Raw genomic sequence first — 16,034 nt, 5'->3', positions numbered from 1 at the left:
TGAAAAGCGCGGCGGCGGAGGGCGCCGGAATTGACGCTTCCGCCCTTCGGCGTCAGATAGGGGCATGGTCCCTTCACAAACCAATATGCCGGTCATCGGCCCGACTGTCGGCGTCGTGCGCCTGCCGCACGCTCAAGATCTCCCCTTGCCCTCCTACGAAACGGCGGGAGCGGCGGGCATGGATCTGCGTGCGGCCGTGCCGCAAGACCGGCAGATCATCCTTCTGCCGGGCAAGCGCGCGCTGGTGCCGACGGGCTTCATCCTGGAGATTCCTGAAGGTTTCGAGGGCCAGGTGCGGCCACGCTCCGGGCTGGCGCTTCGGCACGGCATCACCTGCCTCAATGCGCCCGGCACGGTGGACAGCGACTATCGCGGCGAGGTCCAGGTCCTGCTCGTCAATCTGGGCGAGGATGATTTTTCCATCACGCGCGGCATGCGCATCGCTCAGCTCGTCATCGCACCTGTGACGGTGGCTAGGGTCGAGGAGCGGCTTGGCGCCGGCGAAACGGCTCGCGGCGGCGGAGGATTCGGCTCCACCGGCACGCTCTGAAACCTGTCCTGTGCTGTCAGGATGCTGCCGTCTGGCCCTTGACTTGGCGCGGCTGGAAATCCTTGATCGCCCCTCCAGTCATTCGGAGGGACGGCCATGGCTGACATTGGATCCACCTTTCGCGCCCTGCACGAGCGCGCCTTCATCATACCCAATCCATGGGACATCGGCACGGCGAAGCTGCTTGCGGCGTTGGGCTTCAAGGCGCTCGCCACCACCAGCGCCGGTTATGCATTCTCGCGCGGGCTTCCCGACGGTGGCGTCGGCTTTGAGGAGATGATGCATCACTGCCGCGAGCTCGTTCAGGCGACGCCGCTGCCGGTCTCTGCAGACCTGGAGCGCGGCAAGGGCGACAGCCCGGACAGTGCGGCCGAGACGATCTTCGCGGCCGAGGCGGCAGGGCTTGCCGGCTGCTCGATCGAGGACTTTTCGGGCGATCCGGCGAATCCGATTTACGATTTCTCCCATGCGGTCGAGCGGGTGACCGCGGCCGTGGAGGCAGCGCGCGCCCTTGACCGCGACTTCGTCTTCACCGCCAGGGCGGAAAACTTCCTCCACGGCCGCCCCGATCTCGACGACACGATCCGCCGGCTGCAGGCCTTCGAAAAGGCGGGCGCGGACGTGCTCTACGCGCCCGGCCTGACCGAGGTTTCGCAGGTGCGCGCCATTTGCCAGGCGGTCAGCCGCCCCGTCAATGTGCTCGCTGTTGCGAATTTCTCAGTGGCCGAACTTGCGGAAGCAGGAGCCAGGCGCATCTCGCTCGGCTCCAAGCTCACCAATCTCGCCTTCGGGGCGGTCGAGCGTGCCGCCGGCGAGATGCTGGAAAAGGGGACGTTCACCTTCGCGCGCGAGATCACTCCCTTCGCTCGCCTGCAGGAGATGTTTTCCAGGCGGGACTAGGCGGCTCGCCTAACCGAAAGTCGGAGCGCGCGGACGGTTTTCACCGCCGCGCCGTCCCGCTATGGTGCGCCAGCCCATCGCGGCCCTGCGCCGCGGTGGTCGCGCTCCGTCAGGGAGTGCGGGATGGCGTTGGAGGAGAAGAACATGCTTGGCTTGAAGAAGAAACATCTGGCTGCCGGCGCTGTCGCGCTCGGCCTCGGCTTGCAGGCGGCCACTGCCGGCGCGCAGGAATTCATTAACGTGCTCACCGGCGGCACGTCCGGCGTCTACTATCCCTTGGGCGTCGCGCTTTCCGAAATATACGGCGAGAAGATCGAGGGATCGCGCACCCAGGTCCAGGCCACCAAGGCTTCGGTCGAAAACCTGAATCTGCTGCAGCAGGGCCGCGGCGAGATCGCCTTCGCGCTCGGCGATTCCGTCAAGCTCGGTTGGGAGGGCGACACGGAGGCCGGTTTCCCAGGCAAGCTCGACAAGCTGCGCGGCATCGCGGCGATCTATCCCAATTACATCCAGATCGTCGCCAGCACCGATTCCGGCATCAAGACGCTCGAGGATCTTAAGGGCAAGAGCCTTTCGGTTGGGGCGCCTGCGTCCGGCACCGAGCTGAACGCCCGCGCCATCTTCGCGGCCGCGGGCATGAGCTATGAGGATCTGGGCAAGGTCGAGTACCTGCCTTTCGCCGAATCCGTAGAGCTGATCAAGAACCGGCAGCTTGATGCCACGCTTCAATCGGCAGGTCTCGGCGTTGCCTCGATCCGCGATCTCTCCACCTCGCTCGCCATCACCGTCGTGGCGGTGCCGGCCGAAATCGTGGAAAAGATCGGCGCGCCCTATATGTCGGCCACCATCCCCGCCGGAACCTATGAGGGCCAGGCCGAGGATGTGAACACGGCTGCGGTCGGCAACATGCTGGTCACACACGCCGATGTCTCGGACGAGACGGCCTACCAGATGACCAAGCAGCTCTTCGAGAATCTAGACCGGCTGACCGCCGCGCACGCGGCGGCCAAGGAGATCAAGCTGGAAACCGCGACCGAGGGCATGCCGATCCCGCTCCATCCGGGCGCCGAGCGCTATTACAAGGAAAAGGGCCTGCTGTAAGCCGAGACGGCTCGTCCGGCTCCGCCCCCTCTGGCAACCGCCAGGCCGGAGGGGGTGCATCGCCCTGTTCCCTAAAGTCTAGGACCGCATGACCGACACCCCTCACCCGAAAAACATTCTCGCGCCCGCGGACGAGGTCCCGACCGAAGGGCTCCCCACGGGATGGGGCGCCGGTTTCTGGGGGACGGCGGCCTACTCCATCGCCATCGCCTTCTCCCTGTTCCAGCTCTGGACGGCGGCCTATGGCACCCTACCGAGCCAGGTCGTGCGGGCGATGCATGTGGGTTTCCTGCTGCTCCTCGGATTCGCGCTGCTCGGCAATCTCAGAACCGAATCCAAGGTGACGCGCTCCATCCTCTGGATCCTTGGCGTGCTCGGCTTTCTCACCGGCGTCTACAACTGGATCTTCTACCGGGATCTGCTGATGCGCGCCGGCGGCTTTCATACCACGCCGGATCTGATCGTCGGGGTGGTGCTGATCGTCCTGGTCTTCGAGGGCGCGCGCCGGCTGATGGGCCTGCCGCTCACCATCATCTCCGGCATTTTCCTGGCCTATTGCTTCTTCGGCCAGTACATGCCCGGGCCGTTCATCCATCGCGGCTACGATTTCGCGCAGATCATCGAGCATATCGGCTTCGGTACCGAAGGCATCTACGGCACGCCGATCTACGTGTCGGCCGCCTATATCTTCATCTTCGTCGTGTTCGCCGCCTTCCTTGAGCGCGCCGGCATGATCGCGCTGTTCAACGATTTCGCGCTCGGCCTCGTCGGCGGGGCGCGCGGCGGGCCGGCCCAGGTCTGCGTGCTGTCCTCTGCCCTGATGGGCACCATTTCCGGTTCGGGCGTGGCCAATGTGGTCGCGAGCGGCCAGTTCACCATCCCGCTGATGAAGCGCTTCGGCTTTCGCTCCGAATTCGCCGGCGGAGTCGAGGCGACCTCCTCGATGGGCGGCCAGATCATGCCGCCGGTCATGGGCGCCGTCGCCTTCATCATGGCCGAGACGCTAAACGTCCCCTATGCCGAAATCGTCAAGGCGGCGATCATCCCTGCCTTCCTCTATTTCGGCGTCTGCTTCTGGACCGTGCATCTGGAGGCCGGCAAGGCGGGCCTCAAGGGCATGAACAAGTCCGAATTGCCCAACCCTTGGGCGGCCCTGCGCAAGCACTGGCCGCTGGTGCTGCCGCTCGCCGTCCTGGTTTACCTGCTGTTTGCCGGCTACACGCCGATCTTCGCCGGCACGATGGGCCTGGCGCTCACCGTGGTGCTCATCCTCGGCACGCCGATTGCCGCTCTGATAGGCCCGTTCGCCTTCCGTGTGGTGTTCTGGATTGCGCTTGGCCTCGCGGCCGCCTCCTTCATCCGCTACGGCGTCGACCTGCTGGCGATCGTCCTGCTGGCTCTGATCGTCGGCTGCCTTGCCTTCAAGGGCGGCCGCGAGACGCTGCTGATCTGCCGCGAGTCGCTTGCCGAAGGCGCCAAGAATGCGCTGCCGGTCGGCATCGCCTGCGCCATTGTCGGCGTCGTCATCGGCACGCTGACACTGACCGGCATCGCCTCCACCTTCATCGGCGCCATCATCGCCATCGGCAGGGACAATTTGTTCCTGTCGCTGGTCCTGACAATGATCACCTGCCTCGTCCTCGGCATGGGCATTCCGACCATTCCGAACTACATCATCACCTCGTCGCTGGCGGGCCCGGCGCTGCTCGAACTCGGCGTGCCCTTGGTCGTCAGCCACATGTTCGTGTTCTACTTCGGCATCATGGCCGATTTGACCCCGCCGGTGGCACTCGCCGCCTTCGCGGCAGCGCCGATGGCCAAGACCTCTGGCCTCAAGATCGCCGTCCAGGCAACGAGACTCGCCGTTGCCGGCTTTGTCGTGCCTTTCATGGCCGTCTACACGCCGTCGCTGATGCTGCAGGAGGGCGGAGCGATCGCCGCGGCCTGGGGTTATCCGGTCGAGGTCCTCTATGTCGTATTCAAGGCTTCTCTGGGCGTGGCGCTGTGGGGCATGGCCTTCGTTGGCTTCTGGCTGCGCCCCATGGCGCTCTGGGAGCGCGTGACCGCCTTCGCCGCCGGCCTGCTTCTGGTGCTGGCGCTGCCATGGACGGACGAGCTCGGCTTCCTGCTTTCCGCGCTTCTCCTTGGCCTGCACTGGTACCTCGCGCGCGGCAAACGGGCCGAGCCGCCGCAGAAGCTCGTCGAGGAGTAGCGGTGTCGGCCTGCCTGTTCGCTGCCGGCAAGGCGCTGACGCTCGCTTCCGGCCTGTTCACGCTCTCCTGGATCCATTCGGTCGAAAAGCTTGAATGGCGGGAGACGTGGCAGGTTACGCCGGCTGGCCTGCAGATCATGGAAGCCCGGGTTAAAGGCTCGGGAGCCGGAATGGAGCCGCCGCCGGATGCGCGCATTCTCGATGGATGGTGGGTCTATGTTCCGAAGCTCGGTCCGATTCCGGAGCTTCGCCTTGCCGCATCCGGCGCCACCGGGAGCCCCTGGCGCCTCTGCGCCGACGGAAGGTGCCTTGACCTGGGCGCCGCACCAGGCGCCCCCGTCCTCCTGAGGTCCTGTAGCGTCGCCCGCTAGGCGTGAGCGGACTGGCCGCCGCCCCGACGCCGCGCGCAAGCCGGACCCGGCCCCCGCATATAGTGGCGCTCCGGATGATATCGCGGCGCGAAGAAGTCACGGACGGCCTTTACGCAGGCAACGATCAACTTGATGAACCCCATGGTCGCGTGTCCCGACTGTCTGAACGTCCCTCCGAGCGCAATTTAGTAAAAACGCATGAATACTCGGTGAACGCGTTTGTTAACTGGGCTCCAGAGACACCCGGTCCGTGGCGGAAAATGGGACTGATCTGGGCGCCGCTGTGGCGGTGGGACGATCTTTCACGACCGTGGCTGAAATGTCACAGACTGGGAGGCCGTACACACGGCGAAGGTTGGAACAGAGCAGCCCCGCGAGGTGTTAGACCCATGAGCCAGGGCGGAGGCAGTTGCCGCCCGGTCGAACACGAGAAGAAGAGGAACGAGACGATGGGTCTGTTTTCGAAAGAGATCAAGAGCATGGACGATCTATTCGTCCATACCCTGCAGGACATCTACTATGCTGAAAAGCAGATCATGAAAGCCCTGCCCCAAATGATCCAGAAGGCCAGCAACAGCCAGCTGAAGCAGGGCTTCGAGCATCATCTGAAGGAGACCGAAGGCCAAATCCAGAACCTGGAGCAGGTGTTCCAGAAGATGAATATGCAGGCCAAGGGCGTGAACTGCCCCGCTATCGACGGCATCATCGAGGAGTCGAACGAAATCGCCGGCGAGGTCGAGGATCCGCAGGTCCTGGACGCCGCCCTTATCGCCGCGGCGCAGGCGGTCGAGCACTATGAGATCACCCGCTACGGCACGCTCGTGACCTGGGCTGAGCAGCTCGGCCATAAGGAATGCGCGGAACTGTTGAAGAAAAACCTCGCCCAGGAAAAGGCCACCGACCAGAAGCTGACGCAGCTTGCCGAGAGCCGCATCAACCTGGCCGCCGCCGAGTAGCCTTCAGCTGACCATGTGCGCCTTTCTCCGCCCGCCGCCTGAGGCGGCTCGGGCGGAGGAGGGGTCACCGGATAAATATCTCGAATTTTCGCCGGCCGATCGGCGTGAAGCGCAGGATGCGGCTGTGCTGTTCCCGCTTTGCCCAATCCAGCCCCAGCATGCGGTCCAGCAGCGCCGCTCCAATGCCGCCTGCCAGATGCGCGCGGCGCACGCTCCAGTCGAGGCAGGTGCGGCACACCGGCCGGCGGTTCTTGCCAAGCCCGCCTAGGTCGATTCCGAAACGCGTAAAATAGTCCGCGCCTGCATCGCTGATCTCGGCGCGCTCGCCTTCGATTAGGATGAGACCTTTGGCGACGAAGCGGTCGAGCATCATCACCCCCATCTCTCCCGCCAGGTGATCGTAGCACACGCGCGCCTCGCGCAAGGCTTTGTCGCGCGGCCCGGGCAGGACGCGTTTTGGCCCTACCGTCGCCGCTACGCCCATGATGCTCTCCAGCATCGCTGCGACGCTTTGGTCTGAAAGCGCATAGTAGCGGTGCCGCCCCTGCCGCTGCATCCTGATGAGGCCACCGTCAGCAAGCTTGGCCAGATGCGCGCTGGCAGTGGGCAGGCCCACGCCGGCCTCCAGCGCCAGTTCGCTCGCTGTGAGCGCCGTTCCGCCCATGAGAGCGGCCAGCATGTTCGCGCGGGCAGGATCGCCTACGAGGCTGCCGATCTGCGCCAGGTCCGTTCCTGCTTTCATACTTCGATCCTAAGCAAACTATCGCCGTCAGACAACTGCTATTGCTTCTCTCGAAGGAGCAAGACGATGCAGACATCCCCCGCCGTCAAGCGGACCCAGGCCGGCCTCTGCCGCAGTCGCTTTCGCCGTTCTGTCTCCACTCTCCTCCGGTTCATCCTCCGCCTCGAGGCGCGCCGGCGGCAGCGCCTGCACCTTTCGGAACTCGACGACCACCTGCTCGCGGACATCGGTCTGAGGCCTGAGGACGTGCGCCGAGAATGCACAAGGCCGTTCTGGCGCTAGCTCATTCTATCAGTGGAGATGGGGCTATAGTTCGTCCGCCGTCGAAGGGTGGTTGAAGCCGTGGCCAACCACGCGGAGCGCTCATTCGAGGGCTCGAAGCCGCGCTAGTTCAGCGATACCTCATCGCCGGGAAAATCGAGCGAGAAGGCGGGAATTTTCACCTCCAGCATGCCGCCTTCTGCGGTTCGCATGGTGTAGTGCCCCACCATGATGCCGGAGGAGGTGCCAAGAGGGCAGCCGGACGTGTAGCGGAACGTGCCTCCCGGCTCCAGCTCGGGCTGCTCTCCCACCACTCCGTCCCCGCGCACCTCCTCCACGCGGCCCATCGCATCGGTGATGCGCCAATAGCGCGACAAGAGTTTCACCGTTGTCGAAGAGCGGTTGGCGATGGTCACCTGATAGGCCCAGAAGTAGCGGCTTTCGTCGGGGTCGGATCGTTCCGGCAGGAAGAACGGCTCGACGCAGACTTCTATACCGTGGGTTACCGCTCGATACATGGGCACTGTCCCCGCAAGGCTCCGATCTCGGCAGCACACCGATATGTGACAGGTGATATGTATCCCGCGGCGATATAGATCAATGTCATTGGGCAGGAGCGGGAGCAGCACCGTGATCGATGGCTGGGGGCGAAGGAAACTGGAGCCGCTTCTTTCAATGCTGGCGCGCCGCCTGGCGGATGCAGGCATCTCCGCAAACGCCATCACCGTCGCCGGCCTTGCCCTCGGCCTTTCAGCGGCGCTGGCCGTTGCCTTCGGCCACTTCTGGGCGGCGCTGGCGCTCATCCTTGTGAGCCGCCTCGGCGATGGGCTTGACGGGGCGGTGGCGCGCCTCAACGGCAGAACCGATCTCGGCGGATACATGGACATCGTCTTCGATTTCGCCTTCTATGGCGCCGTTCCGCTCGGCTTCGTGCTCAACGATCCCGAGGCGAACGGCCTCGCGGGTGCCGTTCTGCTCTTTTCCTTTTATGTGAACGGCGCAAGTTTCCTCGCCTATGCCGCGATTGCGGAAAAGCGCCGCATGTCCACCGAGGCGCGCGGCCAGAAGAGTTTCTTCTTCACGACGGGGCTGGCGGAGGCAGGCGAGACGCTGTCGGTCTTCGTGCTTGCCTGCCTGTTTCCCCGGTGGTTCCCGGCGTTTGCCTATGTCTTTACAGCGCTTACGCTCTACACCGCGGTCTCCCGCATCGTGCTTGCGAGGCTGGTGTTCCGCTGACCTAAACCTTCGAGAGTGCCTGGTCGAGATCGGCGATGAGGTCGCCGGTGTCTTCCAGCCCGAGCGAAAGGCGCAGCGTTCCCTGATGGATCCCCGCTTCCGCGCGAGCCTCTTCCGAAAGGTTCTTGTGCGTGGTGGTGGCCGGATGCGTTATCAGGCTCTTGGCGTCGCCCAGATTGTTGGAGATACGGATGATCCTCAGCGCGTTGGAAAAGGCGAAGGCGGCCTGCTTGCCGCCCTTGAGATCCAGGCACACAAGCGTCGAGCCGCCCTTCATCTGCCGCTTCACCAGGTCCGCCTGTGGGTGGTCGGGGCGGCCCGGATAAATCACCCGGGCGATCTTGGGATGCTCGGCCAGGTAGTCGGCCACGCGCGCCGCGCTTTCCATCTGCTGGCGCACGCGGACGGGCAGCGTCTCCAGCCCCTTGAGCAGCGTCCATGCATTGAAAGGCGAAAGGCTCGGCCCCGTGTGGCGGAAATAATCGTGCAGGTTCTCGTCGATCCAGGCCTTGTCGGAAAGCACGATCCCGCCGAGACAGCGCCCCTGTCCATCAATATGCTTGGTCGCCGAGTAAACGACCACATGGGCGCCGAGCTCGAGCGGCTTCTGCAGGAGCGGCGTCGCAAAGACGTTGTCGACCACCACGCGCGCGCCGATGCTGTCGGCCAGCCCCGCAATTCCGGCGATGTCGCAGACCTCCAAGGTGGGGTTGGTGGGGCTTTCGAGGAAGAACAGCTTGGTGTTCCTGCGCACCGCTCCTTCCCAGGCCTTGAGGTCCGTTCCGTCGACAAGGGTGGTCTCGATGCCGTAGCGCGGCATCAGAGTGTCGATGATCCAGCGGCAGGAGCCGAAAAGGGCGCGCGCCGATACGACGTGGTCCCCGGCCTTGAGCGAGCAGAGCAGGGCGGCGGCGACGGCGGCCATGCCGGAGCTTGTGGCGCGCGCGTCCTCCGCGCCCTCCAGCGCGCACATGCGCTGCTCGAACATGTCGACGGTGGGGTTCGCATACCGCGAATAGATGAAGCCCGGCTCCTCGCCCTTGAAGCGGGCTTCGGCGGCTTCGGCGGTTTCGTAGACGAAGCCCTGCGTCAGGAACAGGGCCTCGGATGTCTCGCCGAACGGCGAACGCAGCGTGCCGCCATGAACCAGGCGGGTCTGCGGCTTCCAGTCGTCTTCGAATCTTTTCGCCATAGCTCTGCTCAACAAAAAAACCGGCCGCGGAGAGCCGGTTCGAGCAATCGAGCACGGCCTTTTAGCGACTTGTTTAACGTGGCTGCAAGCCGACCGGCCAAATCACCACGGGATAATGCCTCTTTAGAGATGGCTTTGGCTTGCGTCAATCGCGGCGCACAGTAAAGGTCCAGTCAGGTTTCTCAAGGGGGAAAGCTTGGGCAGCACGGGCATCCTGCCGGATACCGAGATCGCGGCGCTGTTTGCAGGCGGCGCGCTCGCAGCGCCGCGCCCGCTCGACCCGGACCAGGTCCAGCCGGCGAGCCTCGACCTGCGGCTCGGCACCGTCGCTTACCGCGTGCGCGCGAGCTTCCTGCCGGGCCCCGGCTCGCGCGTGGCCGACAAGCTAGAGCGCTTGAGGCTGCACGAGATCAAGCTGGACGAGGGGGCGGTGCTGGAAACCGGCTGCGTCTACATCGTCCCCCTCATGGAGAGCCTTTCCCTCCCGCCCGACGTGTCGGCTTCGGCCAATCCGAAGAGCTCCACCGGTCGCCTCGATATCTTCACGCGCGTCATGACCGACAACGGGCATGAGTTCGACAAGATCGCGGCCGGCTATTCCGGGCCGCTCTATCTGGAAGTGAGTCCGCGCACCTTCCCGATCGTGGTACGCCCCGGTTCGCGCCTGTCGCAGATACGCTTCCGCCGCGGCAACGCGCTCCTCAGTGAAGGCGACCTTGCCGCCCTGCACGAGCGGGAAGTGCTGGTGGCCTCGGAGAAGCCGAACATTTCCGGGGGCGGCATTGCGCTTTCGATCGACCTTGAGGGCGGCGCCGGCGGTCTCATCGGCTATCGCGCCAAGCATCACACGAGCCTGATCGATGTGGAGCGGAAGGCAGCCTACGAGGTGCCGGAATTCTGGGAACCCCTTTACAATCATGGCTCGCGCGACCTCGTCCTCGATCCGGACGAGTTCTACATCCTCGTCTCACGCGAGGCCGTGCATGTGCCGCCCGCTTACGCTGCGGAGATGACGCCGTTCGACCCGCTCGTCGGCGAGTTCCGCGTCCACTATGCGGGCTTCTTTGATCCCGGGTTCGGCCACTCCGCGGCGGGGGGAACGGGCAGTCGCGCCGTGCTCGAAGTGCGCAGCCACGAGGTGCCGTTCATCCTCGAGCACGGTCAGATTGTCGGCCGCCTGATCTACGAGCGCATGAGCGCTCTGCCGCGCAATCTCTATGGCATGGATCTCAAATCCAATTATCAGGGCCAGGCGCTGAAGCTGTCGAAGCATTTCCGCGCGGCGTAAGGGGGCACTGGCGTGTGGCCAAAATGGAGCTTGACACGCGCCGGGTGCATCGCGATTTAATTGCCGCCGACGCGGGTGTAGTTCAGAGGTAGAACGTCAGCTTCCCAAGCTGAATGTCGTGGGTTCGATTCCCATCGCCCGCTCCAGTCTCTTTCTGGCGGGTTCGCGATCATCCAAGCCGGATCAGCCGCGCTCTTTCAGCTTCTGCACCTCGCGCTCCAGCATGGGCTGGTCGTCGCCGTACCTCTTGAGGAGATCCCGGGCCTGCTCAAGCGGGATGCCATGCCGCTCGGCCAGGTGCCTCACTTCATAGTCGTCTCCGCCGGCAACACGCGCCCGGCTCTCTGCATCGGTGAAGGTCTTGTCATCGCCCATGATCCGTCTCCTTTGCCAAAAGAACATTTGAAAGGGAGGCGGGTTCCGGGCCGTTCCGGTTCAAGCCGACAGCTTCCGATCGGTGCTGCTGAACCTTCGGTTTCATCCATCCTTTCCTCCGCTCCCGTTAATTCCGTTGCGCCGCCGCATGTCTTTTCATGGCGGGGAGCGGAGAAGATGGGAGGAGGAGCCTATGAATTCCCGGACAATTGCGAAGACCTCGATCGGCGCCTTGGCCGTTGCGGTGATAGGCGTGCTCGCCGCCTGGCCGGCGGCCGCCCAGCCGGAAGGAGTGGAGGCAGCGACGCTCGATCTGGCGCGCCAGCCGGCGCAAACGGGTTGGGCGACCCAGGACGGCGGCACGAGCGGCGGCGCAAGAGCGACCGACGACGCCATCCATGTGGTGGACAGCCGCGCCGAACTGGTGAAGGCCCTTGGCGGCGACAACGCGACGAATGCGGACAACGACACGCCGGCGATCATCCTTGTTTCCGGCACCATCGATCTGACCGAGGACGACAACGGCAACCCTCTCACGGCGGAGGATTTCGCCGATCCGGAATACAACTGGGAGGCTTACGTGAGAGCCTATGACCCGGCCACCTACGGCATGGAGAAAGAGCCAGAGGGGCCGCTGGAAGAGGCGAGGGCCCGCTCGCAGAAGAACCAGGCAGCCCACACGGTCATCAATATCGGATCGAACAAGACCATTTTCGGCCTTGGCGGTGACGCGGTCGTCAAGAACGGCACCTTCAACATCGACGGCGTATCGAATGTGATCGTCCGCAACATCCATTTTCAGGACAGCTACGACCTCTTTCCCGCCTGGGACGGGACCGACGGGGATGAGGGAAACTGGAATTCCGAATACGACCTCATCCAGGTGCGCGAGAGCGACCATGTCTGGATCGATCACAACACCTTCACGGACGGTGACCGGCCGGACGACCGCGAGCCGGAAGTCTTTGGGCGCCGCGTCCAGCACCATGACGGTGCGGTGGACATCGTCAACGGGTCCAACTTCGTCACGGTGAGCTGGAACCACGTCCAGAACCACGACAAGACGCATCTCATCGGCTCGAGCGACAGCCGCGAGACGGATCGCGGACACCTGAAGGTCACGCTGCACCACAATTTCTATGAGAATTCGAGCCAACGGAACCCGCGGGTGCGCTATGGCCAGGTGCACGCATTCAACAACCTCTATGTGAATTCCGGCGACACGCACTACACCCACAACTACATATTCGGGCTGGGCGTCGAGAGCGCGATCCTGTCTGAAGCCAATGTCTTCGAGATGCCCGCAAGCGTGCCCGAGGCCGAAATGCTCTCGCACTACAAGGGCACGGTCTTCCGGGACGAGGGCTCTCTTTTCAACGGAAAGCCGGCGAAGCTGCTGCAAGCCTTCAAGGAGGCCAATCCCGACCTGCAGATCAGCGAGGAGATCGGCTGGAGCCCGCCCTATGACTATACGATCGATCCCGTGGAGAAAGTAGCTGAACTGGTCCGCGGCGGGGCCGGCGCGGGGACCCTGGCCAAATAGGTTGAGCGGAGGGGGCGCTGCCGGGACGCGCACCCTTCGTCGGAGACCGAACTGTGTCACCCAAGCCTGATCCAGGCCGGAGCGTGGTCGCTGGCGCCGGGCAGGCCCCTGACGTCGCGATCCACACCCGTCTCGATCAGCCGCTCGGCGAGGTCGCGGGTGAGCAGAAAGTGGTCGAGCCGTAGCCCCGCGTCGCGCTCCCAGCGCTGCCGCTTGTAGTCCCAGAACGTGTAGATGCGCTGATCGGGATGAAGTGAGCGGATAGCGTCGGTCCAGCTCCTGCCGACAAGGCGCCGGAAGGCGGCCCGGCTTTCCGGCTGGATCAGCGCGTCATCGTCCCAGGATTTGGTCGGATAGATGTCGAGATCCGTCGGTGCGACGTTGAAGTCGCCGGCGAGGACGATCGGCGCGCCCGTTCTCCGTAAGGAGGTCGCATGGCGCTGCAGGCGCGCAAGCCAGGCGAGCTTGTAGTCGAATTTCGGGCCCGGCTGCGGATTGCCGTTCGGCGCATAGATCGAGGCGACCAGGACGCCGTTCACGGCCGCTTCGATATAGCGGGCCTGCTTGTCTTCCGGATCGCCGGGAAGCGCCTTTCTGGTAAGAATCGGCTCGCTTCCTCGCGCCAGGATGGCGACGCCGTTCCAGGTCTTCTGCCCGCGCCAGACGCCGTGATAGCCCTCCTTCTCCAATGCGGCGATGGGAAGCGCCCGGTCTTCCGACTTCAACTCCTGCAGGCACACGACATCGGGCTGCCTCTCGCGCAGCCAGGCGATCAGGTTTTCCAGCCGGCGGTTCACGTTGTTGATGTTGAAAGTGGCGATGAGCAAGATGATGCGCCCGTTGTTGGAATTGAGTTTAACGCGCAGGTCCGCCCCGCGTTCAGCCGCATTCGCGGGAGGTCGATGATGGCTCCGGATACGGGAACGAACCGGCACCACTATGCTTGATAGAGGAACGGGTTTGTTGCCTCCGCATGATCTACTTCACCAGCGACACGCATTTTGCCGATCCCCGCGTCCTGCGCATAGACCGCCGGCCGTTCGGGTCGATGGCGGAGCACGACGCGGCGCTCGTGCGCTACTGGAACGAGGTGGTCGGCCGGGATGACGAGGTCTGGCACCTGGGGGATTTTGCGCGCGGCGATGCCGAGGCGGTTGAGGCGCTGCTCGCTTCGCTCAACGGCCGCAAGCACCTGATCATCGGCAACAATGACGGACCGGCCACGGTCGCCGCGAAAGGCTGGGCGAGCATCCAGCACTACGCGGAGCTGCTGATCGAGGGCCAGCTCTTCATCCTCTGCCACTATCCATTCCGGACCTGGAACAAGATGGGCAAGAAGTCGGTCAATCTGCACGGCCATTCCCATGGGAAGCTCACGCCGATGCCTCGGCAGTTTGACGTGGGCGTGGACGCGCAGGGTCTGCGGCCGGCCACGCTGGATCAGATCATGAAGCGAAGGCGGGCAAGGGCAGGCTGAACGAGAGAAGGTTTCCGCAATCGCCACGTCGAAGCCGGCTGGCGGTCTGCCTTGTTCTGCGCCGTTGCGCTTGGCGGGCCGAGCCCATATGTGCAGGGGCGAGAAGAGATTCGGACAGGAGTGGATCGTGTCAGCACTGACGAGATTCCTTGGCGACAGCCCTTTGCGGGTTCTCATCAAATTCCTGATAGTATCCCTCATCGTCGGGTTCCTCATGAGCGTCTTTGACTGGACGCCGTGGGACGTGTTCGACGCATTGCGCGGCACGATCCTGCGCATCTGGGATATGGGCTTTGCTGCCATAGGCGACTTCCTGGGCTATATTGTCCTGGGCGCGGTGATCGTCATCCCGGCCTTCCTCATCCTGAGGCTCGTGAGCTTACGCCGCTAGCGCGGGCCCATTCGAAACCGCTGGAAGCGCCTTGTGCTTCCGCTTGGTGAAGGGCATTGAAGCTGCGCCTCCCTCACATTTGGAACGGCTCTTGGATCAAGCCCCTTCCCCCAACACCGCCGGACCGCCCTTCGTGGTGACGAACAGGCTGGTGCTTTCGGTCGCGGTGCCGATGACGCTCGCCTATCTCACCACGCCGCTGATCGGCGTCGTGGACACGGCGGTCGTGGGTCAGCTTGGAAGCGCCGCCCTGCTGGGCGGGCTTGCCGGCGGCGCGGTCGTTTTCGACGTGGTCTTCAGCACCTTCAACTCCCTGCGTTCGTCGACCACCGGCCTTGTCGCGCAGGCACATGGCCGGGGCGAGCCGGAAGAGGAGCAGGCGACGGTCATGCGGTCGCTGGCGGCGGCGCTCGGCATCGGCATTCTCCTGATGCTTCTGACGCCCGCCGTCGCGGCGCTCGGCGTGTGGTTCATCGATCCGGCGCCGGACGTGGCGGAAGCGATGCGCGCCTATATCGAGATTCGCATGCTGGCCGCGCCGCTGACGCTCATCAACTTCTCGGTCCTGGGATATCTGCTCGGGCGCGGCGAGGGAGGGCTGGGTCTGGCGCTGCAATTCCTGCTCAACGGCGCCAACATCGCGCTTTCGATCCTGCTCGGTCTGAAGCTCGGCTGGGGCCTGGAAGGCGTGGCATGGGGCACCGTCGGCGGCGAGCTGCTGGCCGCGGCGGCCGGGATTGCCCTCCTCACGCGCCGCTTTTCCGGCGCGAGGCGGCTGCCCCTGGCGCGCATCTTCGATGTGGCGGATATCGCGCGCATGCTGGCGCTCAATGGCGACATCATGATCCGCTCCTTCTCTCTCCTGGCGGCCTTTGCCCTCTTCACCCGCCAGGGCGCACAGCTTGGCACCGTCACGCTGGCCGCGAACGCGATCCTGATAAATTTCTTCCTCGTCGCCGGCTATTTTCTCGACGGTTTCGCGACGGCGGCGGAGCAGCTGGCGGGACGAGCCGTCGGGGCGCGGTACGAGCCGGCTTTCCGCCGCGCGGTGTGGCTAACATCACTGTGGGGCTTTGCTTTGGCCGGCGTGGCCGCGGCTGTCCTGCTGATCTTCGGCGAGGCTTTCGTCGGGCTCTTGACCACCGCGCCGGAGGTGCGCGAGCTTGCCATAGCCTTCCTGCCATGGGCGGCGCTGACGGCGGTAAGCGGCGTCCTTGCCTTTCAGATGGACGGGGTGTTCATCGGCGCCACCTGGTCGCGCGATATGCGCAACATGATGCTGCTCTCGCTCGCCATCTTCGTCCTCTGGCTCATTGTGGCTGGAGACGATTTCGGCAACCACGGCCTCTGGGCAGCGATCCACATATTCCTGGTCGCGCGCGGCTTGAGCCTGCTTGCGATGCTGCCGAAGCGGGCGCGCGAAACCTTCGCCTGAAAGG

At 64.3% G+C, this 16,034-nt stretch carries 18 protein-coding genes, 1 tRNA gene and 1 riboswitch; of the genes, 14 read left to right on the top strand and 5 right to left on the bottom strand.

Annotated elements, in window-relative coordinates:
- Window positions 1-64: 64 nt before the first annotated feature.
- The 6 genes from dut (at window position 65) to RIN79_RS04725 (ending at window position 6,090) form a co-directional block, all read left to right on the top strand.
- Window positions 65-550 carry a dUTP diphosphatase gene (gene dut / locus RIN79_RS04750; protein ID WP_309083463.1) on the top strand — a complete coding sequence of 162 codons (486 nt, stop codon included), beginning with the start codon at window positions 65-67 and terminating at the stop codon, window positions 548-550.
- Between the two features lie 96 nt (window positions 551-646).
- Window positions 647-1,450 (top strand): isocitrate lyase/phosphoenolpyruvate mutase family protein, encoded by an 804-nt coding sequence (locus RIN79_RS04745; protein WP_309083462.1) that lies wholly within the window; start codon window positions 647-649, stop codon window positions 1,448-1,450.
- Between the two features lie 144 nt (window positions 1,451-1,594).
- The gene (locus tag RIN79_RS04740) at window positions 1,595-2,551 is read left to right on the top strand and encodes a TAXI family TRAP transporter solute-binding subunit (RefSeq protein ID WP_309083461.1); all 957 of its coding nucleotides are present in this window, start codon (window positions 1,595-1,597) and stop codon (window positions 2,549-2,551) included.
- A gap of 88 nt (window positions 2,552-2,639) precedes the next feature.
- Complete coding sequence (locus RIN79_RS04735; protein ID WP_309083460.1) at window positions 2,640-4,763, top strand: TRAP transporter permease; 2,124 nt, start codon at window positions 2,640-2,642, stop codon at window positions 4,761-4,763.
- Between the two features lie 2 nt (window positions 4,764-4,765).
- Window positions 4,766-5,134 carry a DUF1850 domain-containing protein gene (locus tag RIN79_RS04730; protein WP_309083459.1) on the top strand — a complete coding sequence of 123 codons (369 nt, stop codon included), beginning with the start codon at window positions 4,766-4,768 and terminating at the stop codon, window positions 5,132-5,134.
- 449 nt (window positions 5,135-5,583) lie between these two features.
- Window positions 5,584-6,090, top strand: coding sequence for a ferritin-like domain-containing protein (locus tag RIN79_RS04725; protein ID WP_309083542.1), 507 nt, complete (start codon window positions 5,584-5,586; stop codon window positions 6,088-6,090).
- 64 nt (window positions 6,091-6,154) lie between these two features.
- Here RIN79_RS04725 and RIN79_RS04720 read toward each other — a convergent pair whose 3' ends face one another.
- The gene (locus RIN79_RS04720) at window positions 6,155-6,832 is read right to left on the bottom strand and encodes a winged helix-turn-helix domain-containing protein (protein WP_309083458.1); all 678 of its coding nucleotides are present in this window, start codon (window positions 6,830-6,832) and stop codon (window positions 6,155-6,157) included.
- 66 nt (window positions 6,833-6,898) lie between these two features.
- Here RIN79_RS04720 and RIN79_RS04715 point away from each other — a divergent pair, with 66 nt between their 5' ends.
- On the top strand, window positions 6,899-7,114 hold the full coding sequence (locus tag RIN79_RS04715; protein ID WP_309083457.1) for a DUF1127 domain-containing protein: 216 nt from the start codon (window positions 6,899-6,901) through the stop codon (window positions 7,112-7,114).
- A gap of 104 nt (window positions 7,115-7,218) precedes the next feature.
- On the opposite strand, the gene apaG is transcribed toward RIN79_RS04715, so the two are convergent.
- A complete protein-coding gene (gene apaG, locus RIN79_RS04710) occupies window positions 7,219-7,611 on the bottom strand; it encodes a Co2+/Mg2+ efflux protein ApaG (protein WP_309083456.1) in 393 nt (130 codons plus the stop codon).
- Window positions 7,612-7,723: 112 nt separating this feature from the next.
- On the opposite strand from apaG, the gene RIN79_RS04705 reads away from it, so the two are divergent.
- Window positions 7,724-8,329: a CDP-alcohol phosphatidyltransferase family protein gene (locus RIN79_RS04705; protein WP_309083455.1), complete on the top strand. Its 606-nt coding sequence runs from the start codon at window positions 7,724-7,726 to the stop codon at window positions 8,327-8,329.
- 1 nt (window position 8,330) lies between these two features.
- Here the strand turns inward: RIN79_RS04705 and RIN79_RS04700 are convergent, their stop codons facing one another.
- Window positions 8,331-9,521 (bottom strand): O-succinylhomoserine sulfhydrylase, encoded by a 1,191-nt coding sequence (locus tag RIN79_RS04700; RefSeq protein WP_309083454.1) that lies wholly within the window; start codon window positions 9,519-9,521, stop codon window positions 8,331-8,333.
- Between the two features lie 41 nt (window positions 9,522-9,562).
- Window positions 9,563-9,640, bottom strand: a riboswitch (SAM riboswitch).
- Between the two features lie 77 nt (window positions 9,641-9,717).
- Between RIN79_RS04700 and RIN79_RS04695 the strand changes: the two genes are divergently transcribed.
- Both RIN79_RS04695 and RIN79_RS04690 read left to right on the top strand, forming a co-directional pair.
- Window positions 9,718-10,809: a 2'-deoxycytidine 5'-triphosphate deaminase gene (locus tag RIN79_RS04695; RefSeq protein WP_309083453.1), complete on the top strand. Its 1,092-nt coding sequence runs from the start codon at window positions 9,718-9,720 to the stop codon at window positions 10,807-10,809.
- Between the two features lie 71 nt (window positions 10,810-10,880).
- Window positions 10,881-10,955: transfer RNA gene (locus RIN79_RS04690), tRNA-Gly, on the top strand.
- Window positions 10,956-10,992: 37 nt separating this feature from the next.
- Here RIN79_RS04690 and RIN79_RS04685 read toward each other — a convergent pair.
- Entirely contained in the window at window positions 10,993-11,184 is a 192-nt protein-coding gene (locus RIN79_RS04685; RefSeq protein WP_309083452.1) for a DUF3606 domain-containing protein, read from the bottom strand.
- 193 nt (window positions 11,185-11,377) lie between these two features.
- Between RIN79_RS04685 and RIN79_RS04680 the strand changes: the two genes are divergently transcribed.
- A complete protein-coding gene (locus tag RIN79_RS04680) occupies window positions 11,378-12,727 on the top strand; it encodes a hypothetical protein (RefSeq protein ID WP_309083451.1) in 1,350 nt (449 codons plus the stop codon).
- 56 nt (window positions 12,728-12,783) lie between these two features.
- Here the strand turns inward: RIN79_RS04680 and xth are convergent, their stop codons facing one another.
- On the bottom strand, window positions 12,784-13,554 hold the full coding sequence (gene xth / locus RIN79_RS04675; protein WP_309083450.1) for an exodeoxyribonuclease III: 771 nt from the start codon (window positions 13,552-13,554) through the stop codon (window positions 12,784-12,786).
- Window positions 13,555-13,700: 146 nt separating this feature from the next.
- Here xth and RIN79_RS04670 point away from each other — a divergent pair, with 146 nt between their 5' ends.
- The 3 genes from RIN79_RS04670 to RIN79_RS04660 all read left to right on the top strand — a co-directional run bounded on the left by RIN79_RS04670 (window position 13,701) and on the right by RIN79_RS04660 (window position 16,030).
- The gene (locus tag RIN79_RS04670; protein ID WP_309083449.1) at window positions 13,701-14,204 is read left to right on the top strand and encodes a metallophosphoesterase family protein; all 504 of its coding nucleotides are present in this window, start codon (window positions 13,701-13,703) and stop codon (window positions 14,202-14,204) included.
- 127 nt (window positions 14,205-14,331) lie between these two features.
- Window positions 14,332-14,595, top strand: coding sequence for a DUF6460 domain-containing protein (locus RIN79_RS04665; RefSeq protein WP_309083448.1), 264 nt, complete (start codon window positions 14,332-14,334; stop codon window positions 14,593-14,595).
- Between the two features lie 91 nt (window positions 14,596-14,686).
- Window positions 14,687-16,030 (top strand): MATE family efflux transporter, encoded by a 1,344-nt coding sequence (locus RIN79_RS04660; protein WP_375165874.1) that lies wholly within the window; start codon window positions 14,687-14,689, stop codon window positions 16,028-16,030.
- Window positions 16,031-16,034: the final 4 nt, after the last annotated feature.

Source organism: Chelativorans sp., assembly GCF_031180965.1.
Classification (GTDB): domain Bacteria; phylum Pseudomonadota; class Alphaproteobacteria; order Rhizobiales; family Rhizobiaceae; genus Chelativorans.
This window is presented reverse-complemented; position numbering and strand designations above follow the sequence as displayed.